Annotated in this window: 24 protein-coding genes; 18 read left to right on the forward strand and 6 right to left on the reverse strand. The window is 38.0% G+C overall.

The features are described 5' to 3' along the window. Window positions 1–9: 9 nt before the first annotated feature. The 4 genes from WAO84_RS01740 to WAO84_RS01755 all read left to right on the forward strand — a co-directional run bounded on the left by WAO84_RS01740 (window position 10) and on the right by WAO84_RS01755 (window position 2,846). Window positions 10–522 carry a ferritin gene (locus tag WAO84_RS01740; protein ID WP_340063299.1) on the forward strand — a complete coding sequence of 171 codons (513 nt, stop codon included), beginning with the start codon at window positions 10–12 and terminating at the stop codon, window positions 520–522. Window positions 523–1,066: 544 nt separating this feature from the next. After that, a complete protein-coding gene (locus tag WAO84_RS01745; RefSeq protein ID WP_340063300.1) occupies window positions 1,067–2,008 on the forward strand; it encodes a fatty acid desaturase family protein in 942 nt (313 codons plus the stop codon). A gap of 86 nt (window positions 2,009–2,094) precedes the next feature. Continuing rightward, entirely contained in the window at window positions 2,095–2,286 is a 192-nt protein-coding gene (locus WAO84_RS01750; protein WP_340063301.1) for a cold-shock protein, read from the forward strand. Window positions 2,287–2,399: 113 nt separating this feature from the next. Further along, the gene (locus WAO84_RS01755) at window positions 2,400–2,846 is read left to right on the forward strand and encodes a cold-shock protein (protein WP_340063302.1); all 447 of its coding nucleotides are present in this window, start codon (window positions 2,400–2,402) and stop codon (window positions 2,844–2,846) included. 628 nt (window positions 2,847–3,474) lie between these two features. Here WAO84_RS01755 and WAO84_RS01760 read toward each other — a convergent pair. Continuing rightward, window positions 3,475–3,660 carry a hypothetical protein gene (locus tag WAO84_RS01760; RefSeq protein WP_340063303.1) on the reverse strand — a complete coding sequence of 62 codons (186 nt, stop codon included), beginning with the start codon at window positions 3,658–3,660 and terminating at the stop codon, window positions 3,475–3,477. Window positions 3,661–4,002: 342 nt separating this feature from the next. Between WAO84_RS01760 and WAO84_RS01765 the strand changes: the two genes are divergently transcribed. Genes WAO84_RS01765 through WAO84_RS01775 form a run of 3 tightly spaced genes read left to right on the forward strand, consistent with a single transcriptional unit; the run spans window position 4,003 to window position 6,710 of the window. Beyond that, window positions 4,003–4,350, forward strand: a complete 348-nt coding sequence (locus WAO84_RS01765) for a hypothetical protein (protein WP_340063304.1) — start codon at window positions 4,003–4,005, stop codon at window positions 4,348–4,350. 5 nt (window positions 4,351–4,355) lie between these two features. Beyond that, a complete protein-coding gene (locus WAO84_RS01770) occupies window positions 4,356–5,918 on the forward strand; it encodes an FAD-linked oxidase (RefSeq protein WP_340063305.1) in 1,563 nt (520 codons plus the stop codon). Between the two features lie 60 nt (window positions 5,919–5,978). Next, window positions 5,979–6,710, forward strand: coding sequence for a hypothetical protein (locus WAO84_RS01775; RefSeq protein ID WP_340063306.1), 732 nt, complete (start codon window positions 5,979–5,981; stop codon window positions 6,708–6,710). 92 nt (window positions 6,711–6,802) lie between these two features. Here the strand turns inward: WAO84_RS01775 and WAO84_RS01780 are convergent, their stop codons facing one another. Continuing rightward, window positions 6,803–7,318, reverse strand: coding sequence for a Dps family protein (locus WAO84_RS01780; RefSeq protein ID WP_340063307.1), 516 nt, complete (start codon window positions 7,316–7,318; stop codon window positions 6,803–6,805). Window positions 7,319–7,672: 354 nt separating this feature from the next. Then, window positions 7,673–8,401, reverse strand: a complete 729-nt coding sequence (locus WAO84_RS01785; RefSeq protein WP_340063308.1) for an arylesterase — start codon at window positions 8,399–8,401, stop codon at window positions 7,673–7,675. 56 nt (window positions 8,402–8,457) lie between these two features. Between WAO84_RS01785 and WAO84_RS01790 the strand changes: the two genes are divergently transcribed. From WAO84_RS01790 to WAO84_RS01820, 8 genes are all read left to right on the forward strand, one after another. Then, entirely contained in the window at window positions 8,458–9,147 is a 690-nt protein-coding gene (locus WAO84_RS01790) for an ABC transporter ATP-binding protein (RefSeq protein ID WP_340063309.1), read from the forward strand. 47 nt (window positions 9,148–9,194) lie between these two features. Next, complete coding sequence (locus WAO84_RS01795; protein WP_340063444.1) at window positions 9,195–11,687, forward strand: ABC transporter permease; 2,493 nt, start codon at window positions 9,195–9,197, stop codon at window positions 11,685–11,687. Between the two features lie 81 nt (window positions 11,688–11,768). Next, complete coding sequence (locus WAO84_RS01800) at window positions 11,769–12,770, forward strand: metal-dependent hydrolase (RefSeq protein ID WP_340063310.1); 1,002 nt, start codon at window positions 11,769–11,771, stop codon at window positions 12,768–12,770. 116 nt (window positions 12,771–12,886) lie between these two features. After that, window positions 12,887–13,114: a hypothetical protein gene (locus WAO84_RS01805; protein ID WP_340063311.1), complete on the forward strand. Its 228-nt coding sequence runs from the start codon at window positions 12,887–12,889 to the stop codon at window positions 13,112–13,114. A gap of 473 nt (window positions 13,115–13,587) precedes the next feature. Further along, on the forward strand, window positions 13,588–13,845 hold the full coding sequence (locus tag WAO84_RS01810; protein WP_340063312.1) for a type II toxin-antitoxin system ParD family antitoxin: 258 nt from the start codon (window positions 13,588–13,590) through the stop codon (window positions 13,843–13,845). Continuing rightward, on the forward strand, window positions 13,832–14,122 hold the full coding sequence (locus WAO84_RS17185) for a type II toxin-antitoxin system RelE/ParE family toxin (RefSeq protein WP_422614470.1): 291 nt from the start codon (window positions 13,832–13,834) through the stop codon (window positions 14,120–14,122). The genes WAO84_RS01810 and WAO84_RS17185 overlap by 14 nt, the downstream gene beginning before the upstream one ends. Window positions 14,123–14,402: 280 nt before the next feature. After that, complete coding sequence (locus WAO84_RS01815; protein ID WP_340063313.1) at window positions 14,403–15,818, forward strand: outer membrane protein assembly factor BamB family protein; 1,416 nt, start codon at window positions 14,403–14,405, stop codon at window positions 15,816–15,818. A gap of 9 nt (window positions 15,819–15,827) precedes the next feature. Continuing rightward, complete coding sequence (locus WAO84_RS01820; protein WP_340063314.1) at window positions 15,828–17,045, forward strand: DUF5018 domain-containing protein; 1,218 nt, start codon at window positions 15,828–15,830, stop codon at window positions 17,043–17,045. Window positions 17,046–17,812: 767 nt separating this feature from the next. On the opposite strand, the gene WAO84_RS01825 is transcribed toward WAO84_RS01820, so the two are convergent. Then, window positions 17,813–18,091, reverse strand: a complete 279-nt coding sequence (locus WAO84_RS01825; protein ID WP_340063315.1) for a helix-turn-helix transcriptional regulator — start codon at window positions 18,089–18,091, stop codon at window positions 17,813–17,815. Window positions 18,092–18,229: 138 nt separating this feature from the next. Between WAO84_RS01825 and WAO84_RS01830 the strand changes: the two genes are divergently transcribed. After that, window positions 18,230–18,391, forward strand: coding sequence for a hypothetical protein (locus tag WAO84_RS01830; protein WP_340063316.1), 162 nt, complete (start codon window positions 18,230–18,232; stop codon window positions 18,389–18,391). Window positions 18,392–18,601: 210 nt separating this feature from the next. Then, entirely contained in the window at window positions 18,602–18,901 is a 300-nt protein-coding gene (locus WAO84_RS01835) for an HPF/RaiA family ribosome-associated protein (protein WP_340063317.1), read from the forward strand. Window positions 18,902–18,977: 76 nt separating this feature from the next. Here WAO84_RS01835 and WAO84_RS01840 read toward each other — a convergent pair whose 3' ends face one another. Further along, on the reverse strand, window positions 18,978–23,057 hold the full coding sequence (locus WAO84_RS01840) for an endonuclease/exonuclease/phosphatase family protein (protein ID WP_340063318.1): 4,080 nt from the start codon (window positions 23,055–23,057) through the stop codon (window positions 18,978–18,980). A 314-nt stretch (window positions 23,058–23,371) separates the two neighbouring features. Here WAO84_RS01840 and WAO84_RS01845 point away from each other — a divergent pair, with 314 nt between their 5' ends. Continuing rightward, window positions 23,372–23,920 carry an ExbD/TolR family protein gene (locus WAO84_RS01845; protein WP_340063319.1) on the forward strand — a complete coding sequence of 183 codons (549 nt, stop codon included), beginning with the start codon at window positions 23,372–23,374 and terminating at the stop codon, window positions 23,918–23,920. A 78-nt stretch (window positions 23,921–23,998) separates the two neighbouring features. Here WAO84_RS01845 and WAO84_RS01850 read toward each other — a convergent pair whose 3' ends face one another. Further along, the gene (locus tag WAO84_RS01850; protein ID WP_340063320.1) at window positions 23,999–24,847 is read right to left on the reverse strand and encodes a universal stress protein; all 849 of its coding nucleotides are present in this window, start codon (window positions 24,845–24,847) and stop codon (window positions 23,999–24,001) included. Window positions 24,848–24,921 lie beyond the last annotated feature (74 nt).

Below are 24,921 nucleotides of genomic sequence, written 5' to 3' on the forward strand. Positions count from 1 at the left end.
TCATTCGCTATGGAAAATCTTATACGAGAAAATCTATCTATAAACGTTAAAATTATTGATCTCTTAAATGAGCAGATCAAAATGGAGGCAAAGGCATCAGCTACCTATCTGGCTATGGCCTCCTGGTGCGATCAACAGGGGTTTGATTACAGCGCCAAGTTTTTTTACGACCAATCTAATGAAGAACGTGAGCATATGCTTAAGATCTTTAAGTTTATAAATGATAACGGAGGTATTGCCTATTCACCTGAAGTACCAAAAGTGAATCATGAGTACGAATCGATTCTCGATCTTTATAAAACAGCACTACAGGAAGAAATTGCAGTTAGTAAATCGATCCAGCAGATATTTTTGACATGCCGAAAAGAAAATGATGTGCCTACTGAGCTTTTCCTCCAGTGGTTTATTAACGAGCAACTGGAAGAAGAACAGAAAATGAGACATGCTATCAAAATTTACGAGCTTCATGGCGATGATGCAGAGAATTTATATGTTCTTGACAAGCGTATATCCCGAGAGTAGATCTCAACACGCACATTACTTGAAATATACCGGCTAAGCTCATTGTGTATGCAATGAGCTTTTCTCTTATTAAAAGAACATGATTAATTCAAAATTGAATTTTAACGTATTTTTTGAATACACTATTATAATTTAGACTATCTTTACACCCGTAAATAGTTAGTTAGCTTTCCCTTTTTGTTGAAATTATTACAACTTAATAGATTTTCGCTTTCTTTAGTATTTAGAAATAGAGCATTAAATATATTAATGCAAGGAATAACAGCGTAAGTTTTATTGTTATCCTAAGTGAGGATCCATCTTCATCATAGTTTTTCAATTAGTTTCTTTACGGTTCCGCCCAAATTATTTTTTTGCGTTTATTAAAAAGATCTCAAAAAAATAGTAACAATTAATAAAAAGTAACTGTATCAAAAATCCGACATTCTCAAAAAAAACAAGCTCTGAGTTTTCAAAAACTTTAAGACGCAGAGTAAATACTTATTTTGTATCAAATAACCTTAGCAGGCATGCCAACAAGAATATGATAGTTAAAACCATCATTATGCTTGCAGTGTTTTTTATCCCAATTATCATTATTAACAGTGGGTTTGTATCGGGAATACCAATGCTGTTTGCCCTGTACATTACCAGCGGTCTGGGTATGGCAGGTATTGGCATGGGTGTTATGCACGATGCTATTCACGGGTCCTATTCAAAAAAACCTAAGATCAATAAATATTTAGGATATTCCTTAAATCTTATTGGTGCCAATGCAAACGTATGGAGAATTCAGCACAATGTGCTGCATCATACCTATACTAATATTGAAGAAGCAGATGATGACATAAACGCTCCTGCGTTTTTAAGGTTTTCACCCCATGCTAAAAAGTACTGGCTCCATAAATACCAGCATTTATATGTGTGGCTGTTTTACGGACTTTCTACCATTTCATGGGTGACCACTAAAGATTATATAAGACTCAGCCGCTATAACCAAATGGGGTTATTGCCTCATAAAAATGAATATCGAAAAGAAATTGCTAAGATTACCGCCTGGAAACTGTTATATTATTCCTATACTATCATCTTACCTATTATTATTCTACCCATATCACCCTGGGTGGTTCTTGCTGCTTTTTTAAGTATGCACTTTGTGACCGGATTACTAATTAGTATCATTTTTCAGGTGGCGCATATAATGCCAAATACCACGTTTCCGCTACCTGACAAAAACGGATCGATACATGGTGACTGGACAACCCATCAATTGGCCACTACTACTAATTTTTCTCCAAAAAGCCGTTTTTTTTCATGGTGTATAGGAGGATTGAATTTTCAGATCGAGCACCATCTGTTACCAAATATTTGTCATATTCATTATAAGAACCTATCTGCAATAGTTTCAGATACCGCGAAAGAATTTGAAATACCGTACCATAGTAAAAAGACCTTTGCTTCTGCCGTACTTGACCATTACAAGATGTTGAAGAAGCTCGGGCAATAAAAAGATTTTTACATTCGCATAAAACAAAAAACATGAAAGTTTTAAAACAATTAATACATAAAATAATTAATAATAAAGTTAACATTATGAAAGAAGGCACCGTAAAATTTTTTAATACAACCAAAGGATTTGGTTTTATTACACAGGCTGATTCAGACGAAGACGTTTTTGTACACAAAAGTGGTCTTATTGATGAAGTTCAGGAGAATGACAAGGTGAAGTTTGACCTTGAAAGAGGCCAAAAAGGACTTAATGCAATTAATGTAGAGTTAATATAGTTAACTCACATTATATATAAAAAAGCTATCAGTAAATGATGGCTTTTTTATATAGCTTTAATAAAAAACTGAAAATAATTTTAAATACGTAATGCAATTAATGCAGTAAATGAATGGCAAAATCTCAAAGATCCTTTAGCAAATTTGAACGTGAAAAGAAACGACAAAAGAAGCAGGAAGAAAAAAGAAAGAAAAAAGAAGAGCGCAATGCTTCAAAAGATGGTAAGCAGGGAATTCCCTTTGCGTATGCAGATCAATTTGGCAATTTAATAGATACCCCTGTAGATAAAAGCCTTAAAGAACCGGTTGATATCGAAGATATAGAAATAAGTGTGCCTAAAAAGGTTAAAGAAGAAATAGACCCCATACGTAAAGGTAAAGTTACTTATTTCGATACTTCAAAAGGATACGGGTTTATTATTGATTCGGAAACTCAGGAAAAACACTTTACTCATGTTAGCTCTTTACTTTCCGACATTGCAGAAAACGATGTGGTATCTTTTGAACTTGAAAAAGGACTTAAAGGTATGAACGCTGTTCGTGTTACCAGAATAGATTAGACCCTATTGATCATTCCCCAATGTTTACGACAGCTTTTATTCAAACTTAAACAATGTATGTAGCTTTTTAAATACTCATAGGTCTGTCATACTTAATGGATACATAGCTTCTTTAATGGTTATACTGGTCAAAGTATTCTGCCCGTAAAAGAAACAGCTCCAGACCATCACAAGAAGGGTTTAGATAGATTTTTAGCACTTTACATTTCACTAAGTCGCTCAATAAAAATATCGTCAGTAGCTTTTCCTTTGATATTCATCCATAGTTTAATACCATTGTTTAAAATCATAGCATTAAATTCTGCAGAAGAAAACCGGCTAACCAGATCGGTATTTAAGAACTAAGGTGCCCCGTGTTGTTCCACAGCCTCCTACATGGTGTTTGCACATCATTATACATGATAAGCTCCGGTTAATGACAAAAGCAACTATGCAGTGTTTATGTCAATGCTGCCCATAAGACACATATATTCACTATTCATTGGGGTTTACAGGTAATATATAGCCCATGCCTGATCGGGGCTTGAAATAAACCCGGCGAGAGGCACATATAACATACAATACCGGCCGGATACACTCGCATTGGAATGACCTTTGCACATTATTTTCCTGCATTCGGCAAATGGTATCAGCGCAAAATACCCTTTAAAAAATCGTCCTCAACTTTTAATTGACCAAGGGTACTGAGAATGGTTTGTTCTTCTTTTTCGGCACCACTGCGCTTATCTGTATTTTCCTTCTCAAAGACCGCTTCCCCCTGAAACACATAATTGGGAAGTTTATTTCTACACAACTTTTCCTTTTTAGGAAGCATTGCTTTTACTTTCCATATTTGAGTAATATTAAACAAACCTTGAACCAAACAAGAACAAAAGGGGTAAAGCACGTGAAATGCCACCAAAAGAAGCATAAAACCTTATAAATTGTGAGGTTTTACAATAATCAACTTTAACAATTAATTTCTATATTTAAGTACTCCAAATAATTGATTTTCTGCCGTTTACCCCCCCCCCCCCCCCCCAAGAGCAGGTGTATATAAGCTAATGTTTGATCTATGGCTTCGTTACGTTGGCCATTAGCAAACAATAAGGCAAAGCGTTTACGACTTTCAGGCACTAAAAAGTAACCAATAAGAATAAACCTCAATACATTTATTATGAAACAAATTAGATACCTCTTAGCGGGCTTAAGCCTTTGTGTACTCACTTCCTGTTATTCGGTCAGGTTGCGAAATGAGAATGGAGCGCCACAACCAGATCCTTTTTCGAATAGAGATGATTATTACCGGGGCATGAAGGTTATTGAGATAGATACGGTTATCAATATGAAACTCACTTCAAAAGACTTCACTTACCTCATTACTGAAAATGATTCCTGCCCCTCAGGCAGAATTAACATAGTAGAGTATCGCAATACGCTGGGAGGTATATTGCTTAGTGCCATCACTTTTGGCAGAAAGAGAAAAGTAAAAATAAAATACGTATGTGAAAAACTTCAAAACTAATTACGATGGCTACTACCATAGAAAAACAATTAAACAAGTGGGATACATTACATAAAAACGGGCCTTTTCCCTTAAAGTTATTATATGAAACAAAACTCGAGGGTGAGCGGGTAATGCCGGATAAAATAGAACGTTATAATGATGCAGCACATGAAATACAACGACTACTAAGAGAAACCCACCACACAAACGAAGGTTTTAGAGCTTATGGGTCCGCATGGTCTATGAATGCTATTGCCAGTCATAAAGACCGAATGCATTTTAATGCATCCATGAATATTTCATTACCTATTCATGCCAGCCAGTGTCACGAAGACAGTACTTATGATCCTACAAACCTGTTTTTATTTGAGTGTGGAAACACTATTAAAGAAATTTCAGAAACTCTGGTGCAAAATGGAAAATCCTTGAAAACCAGCGGGGCCAGTAACGGACAAACCATAGCGGGTTGTATCTCTACCGGTGTGCATGGCTCCGGACTTGACATAGGTTCGGTGCAGGACTATGTGGTTGGTCTTAATCTTATTATTGGTCCAAATGCAGAAGACATTGTGTACCTGGAGCCCGCATCCAGACCTGCCCTTCATGATAATTTCATAAGCACTTTACAGGCCCGGATAATTAGGGATGATGCTCTTTTTTATGCCGCTTTAGTAGGATTGGGAAGTTTCGGGTTCATTCACGGAGTAGTCATAGAAGCAGAACCCTTGTTTCTCATAAAGCGTTATGTAAAAAAAATAAAGAAGAGCCTGGCCTTTACACTGGCCAACACCATGGATTTTGAAAATTCAGAATTTGTTATTCCCGAAGAGACCAACGCACAGGGAAAAGGAAACAGGCCCTTTCATTACAAAATATTTATCAATCAATACAGTAATGAACCTGATTGTGTAGTAGAAATTATGTATAAAAAACCGTATAGAGAGTCTTATCCCGATCCGTTTCCGGTGATTAAAGAATCTGTTTATCGTGATCTGATCTACCTTTTTGTAAAAATTGCCGAAAATTTTCCCAAGAGCATTCCGTGGTTAGTAAAACGCTTACGTAAAACCATTTTACCAAAAGTAGATGACGAAACTACCGGAACGCTAAAAGAAATATTCTGGGATGCACCTTATCAGGGTCCGGCCTTTGCCTGTTCGTTTGGTGTTGACCATACACATTCAGAAAAAGTAATGGGTCTTTTGGGAAAGCTTACGAGAGAAGAGGGCCCTATACCCGGCATTTTTGCCCTGCGTTTTGTAAAGCAAACCAAAGCTACCATAGGCTTTACCAAATTCCCCATTACCTGTATGATCGAAATAGATGGTGTGCTCTGGAAAAAAACACGTAAGATCATGAGTTTAAAAGAGTATTGCCGGCGTATGATAGAAGTATTACAGGAAAACAACATACCATTTACTATACATTGGGGGAAAAACAGCGATTGGGCTTTTAATGGTTTGGTAAACTATATGTTCGGCGATCAGGCAGAAGAATGGAAGATCCAGCGTAAAAAAATCTTATCACAGGAAATGCAGGAACTGTTTTCAAATAATTTTTTAAAAACCGTAGGGCTGGACAGGTAATGTATGGTACATAACAGCTAAAGAAACAATTCATTAACTAACTCCTAAAAACTTGTAACAATGGAAAACAAAAAATGGTATCAGTTAGGTGATGCTGCTAACAGAAACCGGTTAGCCACTACAGTGATTTGGTTTACATTTATGGCTATCATTATACTTGCATTGGTCTATTATCTTACCAACCGAGATCCGGAAACCATGAATACTATTTTTAACACCCTCATCCCCTTGTTCGCCACCTGGGTAGGAACCGTACTCGCGTTTTATTTTGGAAAAGAGAACTTTGATATCGCTTCAAAACGGTATAACAACCTAATAGATAAGTTGAGCCCCGATGTTTTAGACGATATTAAAGTTTCACAGATCATGATCTCCAAACAAACAATGGTCTTTAAAAATCTAAACGAGGTAGAAGACAAAAAAGTAAAAGAGATCATTGATTTTCTTTCTGAAATAAAAAAAACAAGGCTGCCTATTCTTGAAGACGAAAAAATAAAATATATTATACACAAAACAACATTTCTCAATGCCTTAAACGAGTTGGGCGATGAAGCTTCGGCTACCACATATTCATTTAAAGATTTTATTGCAAATGATGTCTATAAAGACAAAGCTCTGAGCTATTTACAATTTGAGGAAAATGTCATTTTAGAAGAGATAAGATCGGCTCTTGGCAGGAATTCCAATATAAAAGATGTATTTATCATAGGTACCCAAAAGAATGTTGTAGGCTGGATTACCGATACGTTGCTGTTAAGATACCTTTCCGGAGAAAGTGTAAAGATAAGTTAGTTCCTGTCATAAAAAAACCCTTAAAATATTTTAAGGGTTTTTTAGAACTAGATAAGCCTATATATTGATTTTTTCTTTTTCCAAGAAATATATTATTTAAGGAATGAAGAAAACATCCAGTTTCTTTTCTCCAGTTCCCTTATAAAATCAGTCAACATTTGTTCGGTTGCAATATCTCCCGTATCGAGGGCCGCTCCCACAGCAGACATCATATTATCATGCAATATTTCAAAATCTTTGAGAACTTCTTTTACCATTTCAAGCGCAGTTCTTTCCTTCTCATTTTCTTTAATTTCAGAGAGTTCCAGAACCTTCTTTAAAGTAAAGTTAGGTTTTACCCCAAAAACTCTTATACGCTCGGCCAGTATATCAATATTCTTTTTCGTCGTATTATATTCATTTTCAAACTGTTCGTGCAGCTCAAAAAATTCGGGACCCTCAATATTCCAGTGATAGTTTCGCAATTTATTGTAAAAAACCTGATAATTTGCGATCAGAGTATTGAGATGCACTACAATTTCTGCGGTTTCCAAATAAGTGAACCCTAACTTTTTATATTGTTTGTTTTTATTAATTGTCGTATTTGTATTTGTTTTTAATGTTTCCATTGTTTTCTTTTTAAAGTTGATAATGATCCTGAACCAGTTCTTCACTAAAAGAAAGTCCAGAAATTTTAGAATATTTATATAATTGTGAAATTTGACGTTAGGAAGCGTCAACTAATTAGGTAAAGCCGATTACCCGGCTTAGAAAACAAGGAATTTAGAGATGTGTTCAAATCGTTTCATACATTCAATATATAGTTTTATATCGTAAAGTCAAATATTTAACATAGTTTAACAAATATCAACCGTTGTATTAACAAGAATTTTAGATCATGACCATAAAATGCTTTTTATTCGAATCAGAAATCAATAAGCATTTACGGTTTACCTATCAAAACTGTAAATTATGCTTAGTTTTTAATGCTCCTGTTTGAGTAAAGGAGCTAAAACAGGCCATACATTTTTAGCCAGTATTTGATGACCTTCTTCTGTGGGATGAATTCCGTCAGACTGGTTGAGTTCTGGCATACCTCCCACATTTTCTAACAGAAACGGAACTAATGGCAGGTTATTCTTCTTTGCTAAATACGGAAAAATGCTTTTGAACTCAGCAGTGTATTCCGGTCCCATATTGGGCGGGATCTGCATACCCACCAGAACAATTTTAGTATCAGGATATTTTTTTTGTACCGCATCTATGATGGCTTGTAAATTCTCTCTTGTCTCTGTTAAAGGAACACCCCGCAGGCCATCATTGGCTCCCAGTTCAAGGATAAAAATATCAGGTTTTTGATTTAGTACCCAGTTTATCCTGTTTTTTCCGCCCGATGTAGTTTCTCCACTCACTCCCGAGTTGACCACAGTATAATCGAGCCCAAGAGAATCTATCGTTTTTTGAATAATACCTGGAAAAGCATCATTCACATCCTCCAAACCATACCCTGCAGTTAAACTGTCACCAAAAAATACAATAGTTTTTGTATTTTCTAGTATGGCAATGCTGCCTTCGGTTTTTAAGGTCTTTTCCTCATTAGTGCGTTGTTTTTTATCACCATCCGATCTACAGGCTATTAAAAGTAGCAGGAGTGTTGAGAAATAACATAATTTTAAGAAAATCTTTCTAATTCTTTTGTGGATATTCATCATCAATTGTCTAATTTCAGCATCCGCAATTTTAAGGCTCATCATTTTAAAAAAGCAGTATGTCAAAGATATTAAAGATTCATGATTTAGAGAAGACGTATGTAAGCGGTTCTAAACAATTAACCGTTATCAGTAATATTTCTTTTGAAGTTGAAAAAGGAAGTGTTTTTTCAATTGTAGGCCCTTCGGGAAGCGGAAAAACAACACTTTTGGGTTTATGCGCAGGATTAGACGAGCCCAGTTCAGGCTCTGTAGAACTTTGCGGGAAAGATCTAAAGACTCTTAATGAAGATGAACGTGCCCAATTACGCAATAAAGAAGTTGGTTTTATTTTCCAGAACTTTCAATTATTGCCAACGCTTACAGCCCTTGAGAATGTAAGTGTGCCTTTAGAACTTCAGGGGGCTGCCAATGCCAGATCAAAAAGTATTGAATTGCTGGATAAAGTGGGTTTGGCAGACAGGCTGCATCATTACCCATCTCAATTATCAGGAGGCGAACAACAGCGTGTAGCGCTTGCACGTGCATTTTCAAATACCCCTTCTATTCTTTTTGCAGATGAGCCTACAGGAAATCTTGACGAAGAAACAGGAGAGAAAGTCATTAAACTGTTATTTGACCTCAACAAAGAAGCAGGTACTACACTGGTTATTATCACTCACGACCCGGATCTTGCTAATAGAACACAGCAAATATTACGACTCAAAGGAGGGCAAATAATAAGTAACGAAAGTACAGCAGTACATTAAAACCATTGTTAAAGACCTTGAAACCAAAAACCTTGTGGCTGCTTAAAATGGCCTGGCGGGATGCCAGAGCAAGTAGGGTACGTTTACTCCTGTTTATGTCCTCTATTATTTTGGGCATTTCCGCTGTAGTAGCGATACAATTATTTAGTGAAAATCTCAAGGATAACATTCAAAGGCAATCAAAAAACCTGATGGGTGCCGACTATATTATTGATACCCGACAGGAACCTACTGAGCGCGCTCAGGAAATTATAGACTCTCTTCAACCGGATGCCAAAGAAGTGAACTTTGTATCGATGATCGCTTTTCCAAAGAACGGCGGTACAAAACTGGTGAGAGTTCGTGGTATTGCCGGTGATTTTCCGTTTTATGGGGCTATGGATACCGAACCTGTTGAAGCGGCTTCCACCTACCAGCAAACCAAAGGTGCTCTGGTAGATGCCACATTATTATTACAATTTGGGATACAGCCCGGCGACTCTATAAAAGTGGGGGAGGTAACACTACCTGTTACCGGTATTTTAAAATCAATTCCCGGCAGTAGTGCAATGTCAGCCTCTGTAGTGCCACCGGTCGTTATTCCCTATGGGATTATTGAAGCTACAGAATTATTACAGTTCGGTAGCCGTAAAGAATATCAATTCTTTTTTAAAGCACCAGAAACTTTAGACCTGGATGTTTTGGAAGATACCGTTGGCCCTAAGCTCGATCTGGCCAATGCCGATATTGATACTCATACCGGTACCAGTGAGCGTTTGGGCAGGCGTTATGATAATGTGGGTAAGTTTTTAAACTTGGCAGCTTTTATAGCATTACTGCTTGGGTGTATTGGTATTGCCAGCTCCGTACATATCTATATAAAAGAAAAACTCAAAGCCATAGCGATCCTGAAGTGTTTAGGTGCAAGTCGTAAACAAAGTTTTCTCATATTTCTAATACAAATTTCCGGGATCGGTATTTTAGGAGGGGTTATCGGTTCCCTGGCAGGTATAGCCGTGCAGACTTTATTTCCATACCTGCTCAGATCATTTTTACCCTTTACGGTTGAGATGTCTGTATCTGCACAACCCGTATTTACAGGTATTTTACTCGGTCTTTTTATGTCGGTATTATTTGCATTAATTCCGTTGTTATATACCTGGTATGTATCGCCCTTAAAAGTCTTACGGGTTGATGAAGAGCCGGAACAGCCACGCAAAATACGTACATTACTGTTTTTTGCCATTTTATGGTTCCTGTTCTTATTTTCATTTTGGTTGCTAAAAGATGCCACTTACGCACTGGCTTTTGTTTTTGGGGCACTTATTACCTTTATTATTATTGCAGTGGTCGCCAGTTTTTTTATGAAACTGGTCAGGCGTTATTTCCCTAAAAAATGGAGTTTCACCGTCAGGCAGGCCTTGTTAAACCTCTACAGGCCCAACAATCAAACCGTAGTTTTGGTATTAGCCATCGGGTTAGGCACGTTTCTTGTCAGTACCCTGTATTTTACCAGGGATATTCTTTTGGCAAAAACGGAAGTAGGGCAGAGCGCCGACAATGCTAATATTATTATTTTAGATGTACAAAGTAACCAGAACCAAGCTATGGCAGAACAACTGAAAGCCAATGACGTTCCGGTTTTAGAGAATATCCCTCTGGTAACCATGCGTATGCATCAAATTAAGGACAGGCTTGTTAGCGACATAAAACAAGATACCACAAGACAGGTTAGGGGATGGATACTTAATCATGAATTCAGAACTACGTACCGTGACCAGCTTATTGCTTCAGAAGAGCTTATAGAAGGGGAGTGGACGCCCGAACTACAGGCTAATGAGCCGGTTGTAATCTCTATATCAGATAATTTGGCAGAAGATGCAAGGGTGGGAGTAGGAGATACCATTGTTTTTAACGTTCAGGGAGTGCTGATGGAAACGACTGTTGGCAGCATACGACAGGTTGACTGGGGCCGTATGCAACTTAACTTTTCAATAGTTTTTCCAAAAGGTATTCTGGAAAATGCACCTCAATTTAACGTATTTATGACCGCTGCAGATTCCGAAGAAACGTCGGCCCGTTTACAGCGAAATTTAGTAAGCCGGTTTCCTAACGTGACGATTATAGACTTAAGGCAGGTTTTCAATATGGTTGAAGATATTTTAAGCAAGGTATCATGGGTAATAAATTTTATGGCATTTTTTAGCATTATTACAGGGCTTATTGTTTTAATGGGCTCCGTAAGAACCAGTAAATACCAGCGTATTAAAGAAAGTGTATTGCTAAGGACTTTAGGTGCTAAAAACTCTCAGATTTTGAAAATATCAGCATTAGAGTATTTGTTTTTAGGTGCTTTAGGGAGCCTGACAGGTATTTTATTGGCGCTTATTAGTGGCTTATGCTTAGCAATTTTTGTTTTCAAGGAACCGTTTGTACCGTCAGCTATTCCTTTTGTGGTGTTTTTACCCGGCATAACCCTTTTGGTGCTGGCTATTGGCCTTAGTAATATTCGATCGGTACTCAGCAGTTCACCGCTGGAAGTACTGCGACGCGAGGTTTAGATATCTTTAATCGTACTTTGCTTTTATAAAAATGATACTATAAGGTACTATTAGAGCTTACCTTTGTAAAACATACATGTATTGGATTCACTCACGCAAATTGTATTAGGCGCAGCCGTAGGAGAAGCTACTTTAGGTAAAAAGGCAGGCAATAAAGCACCGTTGTATGGCGCTATTGCCGGAACCATTCCTGATATGGATGTTTTTGTAGGTAAATTTACAGATACCATTACCGCTATCGAATGGCATCGCGGTTTTAGCCATTCCATTGTGTTTGGTGTACTTATGGCACCGCTCCTGGGCTATATAGTAAATAAAATAGAACGAAAATTAGATGTTGGCTGGAGGCGCTGGGCCCAACTCTTCTTTTGGGGGCTGTTTACACATTCTGTATTAGACGCTTTTACTACCTGGGGAACACAACTCTTCTGGCCCTTAGAGAGTCGTTTAGCATTTAGCTCCATATTCGTTATTGATCCTTTATATACCTTACCGTTTTTAATATGTATCATCACCATACTGTTTTATAAACGTGACTCAAAGACCAGAAAACGTATTAACCAGGCAGGACTTATACTTTCTACCGGCTATTTATTAATCACGCTCGTATTAAAATCATATGCTACGGGCAAATTTGAAGAGGCCTTACAAGAGCAGAACATTTCATATAACCGGCTCAGCATACGGCCGGCGCCATTAAATACCATACTATGGAATGCAAATATCGATACCCGGGACCATTACCTCATTGGTGATTATTCATTTTTTGATACACAACCTGTACAGTTTAAGGCATTTCCCAAACACAGGGCAGCATCAAAGGCATTGCTACAACGTGAAAATGTACAACGTTTGATCACTATAACCAATGGCTGGTTTATTATAGAACAAAACAATAACCAATGGTACTTTAATGATCTTCGTTTTGGTTTGTTGCCGCGAAAAGAACAATCACCTGTTTTTGTGTTTTCCTATTTACTGGAAGACACCGGCGAACATGTACAAGCTACTGAAGTAGAGAAAACCCGCAGTGATGCCCGGTTTTTAGTATCAAACCTATGGTTGCGTTTAAAAGGGAACTAAGTAACTGTGATCACACGATAAAATTAAAGGAATACATTCTGTTTTTTGTAATAGAATACCAAACCATACTAAAATAGAAAAGACAAATTCCCATTGATTATATAATTCAATCAATCATGAAATTTTTAAGTTATATAAATGGGTTGTTGTTCTTAGGTTTTGTGACAACTGGCAATGGCCAGAATAGGGCCTATCTAAAACAAACACCCCCATCTGTGATCCCGGAAAAGTTTGCGCCCAACATCATTTCTAAACCAGAGGAATATGAGTTTGGCTCTGTTTTTAATAAAGATGCTACCGAGTTCTTCTATGGTGTGGCGATAAATGGAAAAGAATATTCTTAATATTTCTAGAGTTTAAAGCTAATTCAAAGTAATCTTAATGAGTTATAATGTTTTCTAAAATATAGCGATTGAGCCGTACATTGTTTCTGCAATACGCCAGCTCGCTGCTTCACTAAAAATACACTTTGGGTGTATTTTCTTAACGTTCGCCCGTATGCAGTATTGATTTTTTGGTTTCTTTTTTCATAAAGAAAAAAAGATAGTTTAATTATAGCAAAATTAAAGCAAGTGTATAGAAATTATCTCGCAGAGTAATTTTATACTCTTGCGCATACCTGGACGAGAATAGAATGTCGTAGAAAAAAACCTTGCAGGATTTTCCTCGAATCAAAAGGTAATGGAACACTTATTATACGACCCGAGGTATGAGGGGAGTGTAATGTGTATGGAATGGATTGGCACTGATTTTCGTTGAAATATCAAAAATATTCATTAAATTGCACCAATAGTGTGATAATTTAAACAATCTCAATATGGCAACAGTTCGCAAAACGGTAACTTTTACCGAACAACAGGATAAATGGATAAAGGCTCAAATCGAAGCAGGCGAATATACTAATGACAGTGAGTATTTGCGAAATCTTGTACGTCAAGACCAGGCCAATAAGGCCAAGTTTCTTTCGCTTAAAGCAAAACTCGTTGAAGGTCTTGAAAGTGGTGTTAGTACCAAATCACTACCTGATATCATGAAAGAAATTGAAGCACGTATGACGGAAGATGGCCGTTTATAAACTCTCCAGCAAAGCCGAAATTGATTTGGCTGAACTATATGAGTTTGGCATATATAAATTTGGGTTATCCCAAGCGCAGAAGTATTTTAATGGTATGCATAATACATTCGATGTGTTATCCAAAAATAACAATTTAGGCCGAGATGCATCAGAATTCATTGTCGACTTGAAAAGATTCTCTTATAAAGCGCACACCATATTTTATCTTCATACAGCAAGCGGAATTTTTATTCTTAGGGTGCTAAGTCAGCGCATGTACTACGAGGGCAACCTTTAAAAAGACTTGGAATATAATGTACTTGAGTTATGTACAACATGGGCTTTGGTAAAAGCGAAAGTGTTTCTATAGTTTCTTCAAAAAAATTATTACTAAAAGTTTCTTCTATAATGCTAATGGAACACTTATTATGCGAGCCGACGGCAGGAGGGGAGTGTAATGTGTGTGGAATGATATAAATTAAATATAGTTTCTGCTTATACAAGTTTTTATTAAATAAATCCTTGAAAATTTAATATATTAGCCCTCTATTTTTTATAAAAACCTTTAAATAATATTATTGAAATTTAATTTCACAATAATTTTATTGAAATACATCACTTTAATCATACTACTTATTATATGTTTATCTTGTTCGTCTGATGACGGAAGTGAGTCTGTTATACCAAACTCAGAACCAGGATCAATAAAAATTGATGATATTATTTTAGACGGTCCAACAATTACTATAGACTGGAGTGATGCTCAAGATGAAGATGGTGACCAAATATTTTATAAATTATATATAAATTCAATACTTATTTCAGAAACTACGCAATCCATAAGTTCTACAACTTTAATGTATAATAAAGATTATGTGGGAAGAATAATTGGTACGGATAAAAAAGGTGGTACGACTGAAGTTAGTTTTGAATTTTCAAGTTCTAATAGTAAAATATTGTTTTATAGAGATGGTTCAGGAACGCTTTACTCAATAGATCTTTATACGCTAAAACCTATATGGGAAGCTCGAACTTCATTTATAGAAAGCCATACGATATCGGGTAATCTAATTTATTCTGGAGTAGATGGCATCCAAGGTTTAGATATTCTTTCTGGAGAAAATATATGGACGAGTATGCCAAACACAAGCAATAATCCTAGTGAATATAGAAACATTATTGTGGATGAGACTAATGTCTTTGCTTTTGATTCTAATTCTACCTTGTATTGTATAGATAAAATAACCGGCGGAAAGTTATGGGAGCGCAGTTTTCTAGATTATTATGCTCCTTTATCGATTGATTCAGATAAAATATTTGTTTGCAGTAGGAATGACGATCATTTATATGCCATTAATAAACTAACAGGATTAGTAGACTGGAGTTATAGATTAAGCAATAATACTGGCGCTGCTCCATATATTAAAACAAATCCGTTAATCGTTAATAATAATATTTACTTTGGTGACAATATAGGTAGATTTTATTCTTTTAATAAAAATACGGGGTCTAAAAACTGGAGCGTTAATGCAGGTCAATTTAACTCATTTTATCCTTCCCCAACTCAATACAACGAATCAATTATTACGGGAACATATAGTACACTCTATTCTTATAATATGCATGATGGCAATACAATATGGCAATATAAAGATAATGTAGGTTCATTTAGGAGCTCTCCATATATTTATAATAATAAAGTATATATTGGAGCATCAAAGAATGGAAGTGGAGAATTATTGTGTTTAAATGCAACCAATGGATCGGTAATTTGGCGTTATGATTTAGAAAATGACACTACAACTTCACCTATTGTATTTGAAGATGTTGTTTACATAGGCGATTGGAACAAAAATATGTATGCAATAAATGCTGAAACAGGCCTACTTAATTGGAAAATAAAAAGTGAAGAAGTTATATTTAAATCTCCCACTATTGTTATTGGAGAAGGGAAATCCATAATTTACCCAAGCGTTAGCGGGTTAAAAAATTAAATTGTGATTATGAAAAATACGGTATTTATTCTAGTATTATTTTTTGGGGTACTTATTTCATGTCACAAGGACGATGCTGTAGAAACACCTCCTGCAGTTTTAAGCGATAAACATGAAATAACATCCTTCGAATTAAATATTAATGGAGTTTCAGTTTTTGGTACGATTAATCAAAATGAAAAACTGATTATAGTAGATACTGAAGATGCCGATTTAGCTTCCCTGGTACCTAAAATAGAATATTCTGAAAAATCAACCATATCTCCGGCGGTAACTGAGGCTCAAGATTTTAATAATGAGGTTGTATATACGGTTATAGCAGAGAATGGAGAGTCAAGTGTATATAGGGTAGTGGTAAATAATATTAGTTCTAAAACAGATATACTCAGTTTTCAATTACTGATTAATGCCAAAAGCTATGAAGGTACTGTAGATAATAATGCTAAAACATTATATGTCGAAACAGATAATATATTAGATACTGCCGATATTGTATTTTCTTTAGCTGAAGGTGCAACAATTAATCCAGTTAATGAAGGCTCACAAAATTTCTACTTACCAGTTGAATATATGGTAACTGCTGAAAATGGTACAACAACTACATTCACGCTAACGGCAAAAGCTTTTAATTTTTTCGATAATAGCTATCATAAATTTTATAGTAATGCGACTGCAGTCGCATCAGGAACGGGTATAGACTTATCAGTACCAAATTCAACTGTAGTATTAGAGAACGAACAGAATTCTTACACTTTAGAAAACGCAAATATTACGAGCGCTTCTACATATACAAACGGAATGCCTTTTAATGCGTTTAGTTTTAGTTTTCCAAATAATATTGCGACCGCCACTGATTATAAGCTTAAATATTTGATAGATGGTGAAGTTAAAACTGTATCATCATATAATATTGATGTTATAGCGGAAAATGTGCCTGTTGTCATTTCTTTAAATCAAGAATTATACGTTCGAAATGATATACTAATTATTACAGGTGAGAATTTACCCAACACAATTTCTATACCTTCAAATGGTTCCATTTTTATTATTGAGAACTCTAACAATTATGACCTAACTGTCAACAATGAAAAAACGGAGTTAACCCTTACGCTAGATTATGGGTATTTATTCCCTTCTTATTTTCGAAGACCAGAAGAAGAAAAAACAATTACATTATATGGCCCAAACCGTAGAGTTGGTACTACAGTTAATACAATATTCAAATAACTGCAGTTGGTACTTAGAAGTTGTTTTAACGAGATTTTGGACGAAAAAAACTTCAATTGGAGTTGCCGCTTGCAGTTTGAGTAATTCGGCCTCATAGAATTTTGGTTAAAACAATAGGTGAATGAGCGACCATATTTTAGAGATCTAGCAATACATATGAGCCGTACATTGTTTCTCCAACACGCCAGCTCGCTGCTTCACTAAAAATACACTTTGGGTGTATTTTCTTAACGTTCGCCCGTATGCAGCCTTGATTTTTTGTTTCTTTTGCATCAAGGCAAAAGATAACGCACAAAAGGAAACTTTAATTAAATCTCTGTATAGAACAAACAAGTGTATATAAATTATCGCGTAGCGTAATTTTATACTCTTGTGGCAACTTGACGAGAATCCCGTAAATTTTTTTTTTGACGTACATTTTATCAAATATGTAAATTTTGAAACAGCGCAAAAAGTGAAGCTTTTATATGGCGTTGGCAAGTGATGGATAATTGTGTGTAAAATAAATTGTGGTAACAATTTGATTTTATAAAACAATCGAGCGCTTGGGAGCGGCTATTTTACATAACGGCAAATTATGGATACAAATGCGGACAAGTAATAACCATGATCAGCAAATTGCTTTGATATAAAATCCGTTATGACGCTAAAGCATCACAACGGATTTTATATCAAATAGCAGAGCTATACACAATTTGCTACTATAAAGAATTTGAACTATAATTTATATTATGTCAATTAATACTTTTAAAATATCCCCTTTTCGACTAAATTCCCCAACAGTTCTTCATACGGTAACACATCGCTTTTATGGTAATACTTTTTGATTCTTTGCAGTGCTGCTTTTTTTGTACCTGCTTTTCCTTAATATCATAATCATCCTCAAGCCCAAGCCAGAATTTAGCTGAATTTCCAATTAAGATCTGTGAGATCCTTGTTTGCGGAATTTTAAGATCCTTAGAGAGTTGATACGTCGTAATTTCCAAAGGCTTAAGAAAATCTTGTTGCAAAATTTCTCCGGGACGAATATTTGATAATTTTTCCATTTAAACGCTAATTTTTTAATTTCCAATAACTTAAATATTAAAATTTTTTTAAAAAGAAAGTTTTTAACTACTTTTTATGAAGTTTTTACATTTTTTTTGTTGATTTTAGTAATGCTATAAACCTTAAAAACAAAAATTATGAAAAAGAAAACAAAAGTAACCCTTGCTCTGAAAAAAAAGACCATCTCAGAATTTGCCAATGCCAAATTAAAAGGTGGTAATACAGCGATGCTTTCGAGCTGTGGGTGCGGAAGCGCCGGTTGTGGCCCCAATACAGATTCGGCCTGTAAGTGCCTTTAATGATTACAGAACTTATAAAAGCTGCTTCGGCAGCTTTTTGTTCTATACTATATATTGTTTTCCCCCTTCCTCAGTACGTATTTACTGTGATTTTTTCTTAATATCTCTCAAATCATTCTTAAAATATCATAAAACTGATAAATGTCTTTTTTTTTAAGCTTGTTACTACGTAATTTCACATTTTAGATATTAACTTAAAAAACATGAACTATGCAAATACAGTTTGAATTCGTGAATTTGAAGCACAGCGAGCGCCTGGAGCAAATGACCCGTGAGAAACTGGAAAAACTGGCTACACGTTATGACTTTCTGGTACGTGCCGATGTATTCTTTAAAAAGGAAAATACTCCGGATGACAAAGGTCAGCAATGTAACATACGCCTAAGCCTTCCCGGCCCTCAGATCTATGCTGAATCTGACGAAACTACTTTTGAAGGAGCCATGCATGAAACTATGCGTGACCTGGAAGTACAACTAAAAAAGCGCAAAGCGGTGATGTCTCCGTATTAAGAGATCCTTACCCCCTAACATAAAAAAAGTCCGGCATTTATTTGGCCGGACTTTTCTTTTTCTATGGTTTTGTTAATTAACGTTTGATCAGAATTTGTGTTTTTTGAACAACTCCGTTTACTGTTGGCTTTACATAGTAAAAACCGCGCTGCAAACCGGTAAGATCCAGCGGTATTGCAGATTTTCCTTCGGTTACTTCGGCCAATTGTTGCAATACGGTTCGTCCGCCAAAGTCATATACCAATACAGCTACGGTAGTCTGCTCTTTGCTGTGTACAAACAAATGTGTTTGGTTTGTGGCGGGATTCGGGAATAACAGCACCCGTGTAAGTACTTTTTCGGTACCCTGATCCTGACAGTTCCCTAAGGTAGCCCCTCTACTTAGGAAAGAAGGCACAGCAAAACGGGAAATGCAGAGGGTGCGCCCTCTAAAGCATACTTCTACTTTCGGATTGTTGGGATTCCTGCCACAGGATACATCTTCTACCTCTACGGTAATACTGGCTGAAACGGTACAACCGTTAGCATCGGTTACGGTGAGGTCATATACAGTGGTTTCTTCCGGACAAACACGTACACTGGCACCGGTAGCCCCATTGCTCCATGTGTAGGTATAAGGTGCAGTACCTCCTGAGATCTCCAGTGTCTCAAGTGTGGTACAGGCCTGTGGCGCATAGCCCTTAAATACGGTGGTATCTTCACTTACTGTAAGATTGATGGCTTCAGGAGCGGTTATGATAATTACCCGGGTAACAGAAGTTCCGGTTACATCAGTTACGGTAAGGGTATGCTCTCCGGGTTCGAGTCCGCTAATCTCAGGACCTGCTTCTTCCCCGTCCCATATATAGGTATATGGCATGGCCCCACCGGTTACTTCTACGGTAGCGGTAGCAGTATCTTCCGCACATAAGGGTGAACTCACGCTAATGGTTTGAATAGCGAGTGGTTGTAACAATAAACGTGCGGAAACCGGGAAGTGATCAGACGCGGTAAAGGTATAATCGTTATCATATACTTCATAATGAACAGTAGCCGAACCTGCAATGTACAAGCTGTCCAGTTCGTTGGAGATGGCTATATGATCGATCATATTCTCACGGAATACAAAAGAGCGGAAACCACCGGCACTTAACACATCGGATACAATGGTATAGTCAGCCGTATCATTTACATATTCTTCAAAACTGGATATGGTAGAAGTAATATTGGCTACGGTTTGATCTACATCGTCATTGTAATCACCCAGTAACACAAATTTGGCACTGGCAAACTGGACATCGAGTGAATCTTTTAACACTTCTACATCGTATTTACGCATATCGTAACGGTTTTGCGACTCGCTACTGCTATTGGCGCGGGCATGCAGATTGATAAGGCTTATCTCTTCGGTAACTCCGTTAATGGTTACATCTGCCGTCATTAAGAAAGGGAGTCGGCCACTGGCAAAAAAGCGTGTAGTGGTACTGGGGTAGTTTACCAGTGCAGAATCATCTCCTCCATTGTAAAGCGGATGTATGGTGGTTAGCATGGCCCTGGTAAGTTTCGGACTCACGGTAGCGGTTTTATAAATAAATCCGAGTTTCTGGAACGGCGGGGTTCCGGTAGGATTTGAGAATGCATCGGATAATACAAAATCGTATCCGGGTAATGCAGCAACCAGTTGTGCAAACAAAGTGTCATCAGCTATTTCCTGGACGGCATATACATCGGCATCGAGTTGTTGTAGGATGGTTAGTACACTGTCTCTTTGAATAGGATCGGATAGCGGATTTCCGGCGGCAGGCGAATTACCTTCATCACCAAACCACTCGATATTCCAGGTTACTACATCAAAACTATCGTCTTTTGAGATGGGGGAATTGCTTCCGGGTGGTACATACGGGCCGGCACAGGAAAGATCGGTGGCCTGCCTGGGGAGTAACTGGAAAATATTGCGAAATCTGCCCACTACGCCAATGGCTTCGCCACAGCTTGCGGGTTCGGCCAGACCTACCAGGTCGGCTACATCAATATCAATTCGCAGTTCTCCGTTACCACTGGTATCGGTAAGAAGGAAATTGGCATTTCCGAATAAAATACTTCCGGGTTGCGGAAAGGTCGGGTTTACAATACGTACCAGTTCTCCGGGGAAATCTCCCAACTGGCTCAGGGTAATGGTACGGGGTTGTATGGGCTGGGTAGCTACGCCGTTAAAGGTAACATTGCTTAGCTGACTTAACTGCACCTGATCGTTAAAGGTACTGCGCACTCCGGTAATGGTTAGTGAATCGCCAATGGCAAATACACCGTTACCGTGTACCTGCTGGTCAAAAACAGCGATCCCTCCCGTGTTATCCTGAATGTAGGCAGAACCGCCAAACTGGTCACTTACGGTAAGTACCCCGGTTACGGTTACAGTAGTTCCCTGCGCAGCAGCACGCGCCTGAGCGATAGATATGAGCTGACCGGGCTGAGTAGTACCTCCGTTTTCTGCTCCGGGGGTAGGTATGGCCTGGATGTAGGTAGAAGTGTTACGGGCCCCTCCGGTTCCGTTGGGAGTACGCTGCAGGGATTCAGCATCTTTATTACCCAGTTCGTCTTCATTGATCTGGGCTTCTCCACTATTGAGCAATACCAGGAGCCCCGCATCATCAGCATCGTTGGTATCATATACTAATGCATCGATAAGACCGGTAGTAGTAACTAAAGTACCGTTTGGGAAATCAGCGGCGGTTGCCTGATACAGGGCCACGGCATCTGCTCCGTTTTGCAGGGTATTATCGGGGAAAACAAGATCTACATTGGGTACAGCAGTGTTTCCTGCTACAAAATACCCGTTGGCATCCGTAGAGAATCCGCTAAGGTCAATAGTACGGTATGAAGTATCGCTACTTCCGTTATAAAGTACCAGTACAAACCCTGAAAGTGAGGTGTTCCCTGTTCCTCCGTCAAACAATTCGATAAATTCCTGAGTATCCACGCCGGCTGTATCGGCATCTACTTCGTTAATTATAAGTGTTATAGGTGCTACTACCTGTGCTACTTCATTGGTCGCTCCGGGTGTATTGATCGCTTCTCCGTTGTTTGCAGTAGCTGTAGGGAAGCTTGGAAGTCCTGCCCCTCCAAAGCTATTTCGTACCCAGTCGGTTACTGCTCCGGTATTGGCGCCATCAGGAATACGGGAGGCACCGCCTACTGTGAAAGAGCTTCCGTCAAATCCCTGTGCCAGTACCAGTGATGCGTAATTGATATCACCTGCTCCTCCGTCATTTACGCCAACGGCATCTGCAATGACAGACCAGGGAGTGTTGTCTGGAGTACCGTCATCATTGGTATCCAGATCGCTTCCGGCGGTACCGGTAAAGTCTTTTACTAACAGCAGGGTTACGGTACCGTTTTCAAAAGCATTGGACTGAAAACCGGTGGTCCAGTACCCTGAAGCATTGGTAGTACCCAGGGTGATCACTTCGTCAATTACCCCGGGAGCATTGCTGTCGCCTTCTATTTCCAGAAGTGTATAAGCACTCAGGTCGGTATTGGGAGCCCCCAGTACCTCTACAAACTCATCGGTATCCGATCCGGTGTGGTTAAATACAAACTCGTTAATAACCGGTTCGGGTGTGCCAAAGGTTTGATTGGTATTTACGTTGCCATAGGTACTGGCCGCGGCGGCTTCCCAGGTAAAATCAGTATAGTCAGTACCAGATCCTCCCAGTTGCAGTGAGGTTCCTACGGCTGTGCCAATTTCAGCAACCCCAATATCGGTGCTGGTTATGCCGGCAGCAGGGCCATCGAGTGCCTGAAAGCTACCTTCATAGCTTAGGAACTGTATTACCACATTTCCGGGGCCAATAAGTGCAATACCATCGGGCGCTCCGTTCTGTATGCCGTTTACGGGATAGAGGGTTGCGAGTGTGCCTATGCCTCCCTGCTGGTTGGTCAATACTCCTGATAAAGCGGTGGTGTTGTATTCCAGACCATTGGAACCGTTGTACAGCACCAGGCTGTATCCGGTGAGATCAGTACCTGCAGGACCTGCAATTTCTATTGCCTCATCTACATCGGTACTGGCGTTGTCATAATGTATCTCATTAATGAACAACGACTGCGAAAATACGGGTAGTGACCATGCCAGGGCAAGGCACATACCTAAAAAACTGAGTAATTTTCGTTTCATGTAATTAATTTTTAGTGTGAATGATCTTACTACGGATTATAACAAAAAACACATCACTGTTTAGAAGGCGGGGACCATATAAATCAGGGATGCACTGTTATAAATGTTAATATTTTACTAAAGCAAAGTTAAAATTTATCTTATCCGGGCTGGCAATTCACATATTAAGGAATCATTATGTTAAGTATAAGTTTTGGAAAACCGATGTATTTATGTGTTAAAATGGGTGTTTGTTAAAAAACATTAAGGTTAACGTTTAGTTTGGCACTGGTATTGAGGGGTTTACTAGTATTAACCGAATAAACGCAATGTGTATGAAAACAAAACGTTCACAGGTATCGGTACATGCGGGTTCTATGGCCGATATTGCCTTTTTATTGCTGATTTTTTTCCTGGTGGCCACAACTATTTCAAATGACGAGGGTATTGCGCGTAAGCTTCCACCTTATGAAACATCAGGCAAGGCAAAGCACGAGGCACAAAATGTACTTACCATTTTAATTAATCACAAACAAGAGATCTTTTTGAAGGACGCCGTTATTACGCCAGATGCTCTCAGAACAGCCATAAAATATTTTATTGATAATAACGGGAGCGGTACATGTACTTATTGTAAAGGTGCAAGAGATGCAAATGCTTCCGAGAGTCCGCAAAAAGCCGTTATTTCGGTACAAACCGATCGTGAAGTGGCGTATCGCACTTATGTGACGGTACAAAATGAAATAAGTGGTGCCTATACAGAATTACGGGAAATATATGCCCGCGAAATGTTTGAGATCTCTCTGGATATGTTGACTAAGGAACAAATGCGAAAAACGCTTGAAGCGTATCCGCAATTGATATCTGAGAATGCTTTGGAATAAAGAAAAAATAGCCGGGTGTCATAAAATAAGCGAATTTATGTAGAAAGGTCAGGTGTTGCACACCCGGCACTTTTTTTTCTAGTTTTCTTTTCTCAGAATGAGAAGTGGTATCTGTACATGAAAGCTAATCCCTCCGGTTCTTGATTTTCCGAAAAGCCGCTCTATAAATGTTTGTTTTCGTGTTACCATACAAAGAAGATCGACATCTCTGCTCTGAATAAAAATGCGGGTAGCGGTATCCAGTTTTGCTTCGGTAAGCAATCTGAAATCAGGTTTTTGTTCTTTAAAAATATCAGCAAGGTAATTTCGTACTTTAGCCTTTACTTCCGGGAGTTCTTCGCCGTGTTCCAACACATGAAATACATGAAAACCAGCATCAAATTTGTTAATGAGGTCAATCATGGTCTCCATTTCAGACCGCTCAAAATAATAATCATAATCGGTTGCAAAAGCAATTTCTTTAATAGGTGAAAAAGTAGCGTTTTCCGGTACGGCCAGTAAGGGGCACTCTATTTGGCTAATTACCCTTGCTGTATTACTTCCCAAAAAGATCTCTTTGAGTCCGCTGGCTCCTTTGGTTCCCATCACAATAAGGTCGGGCTTCTCCGCCTCTACCAGTTCTTCAATAGCTTCTTTTAGGAAATTGTATTCGGAAACGGTTTTGAACGTATGGTTTTTATTGGGAAAATCGGCACTTATTTTTTGCAGTACTTCATTTAACCCGTCTTCAGATGTTTTTTTAGCCATATCGAGAATTACCCGTGCCGTATCGGCCGTAGTCATAGGGTTTACCTGTTCTGCCATAGGCGGATTATACGAATTGAGCAACGTAAATGTACAGGTTTCTTCTGCGAACAATTGCAACGCATAGCGCACTGCATTAAAAGCATTATCAGAAAAATCGGTTGGAATAAGGATCTTCTTCATTTATTTTGATTTTCAAGAGCTAAAATAGAATAGGTTTTTTTTTGCTACCATGACAAAAATCATATTATTAAAAT

Source organism: Ascidiimonas aurantiaca (genome assembly GCF_037646345.1).
GTDB lineage: Bacteria > Bacteroidota > Bacteroidia > Flavobacteriales > Flavobacteriaceae > Ascidiimonas > Ascidiimonas aurantiaca.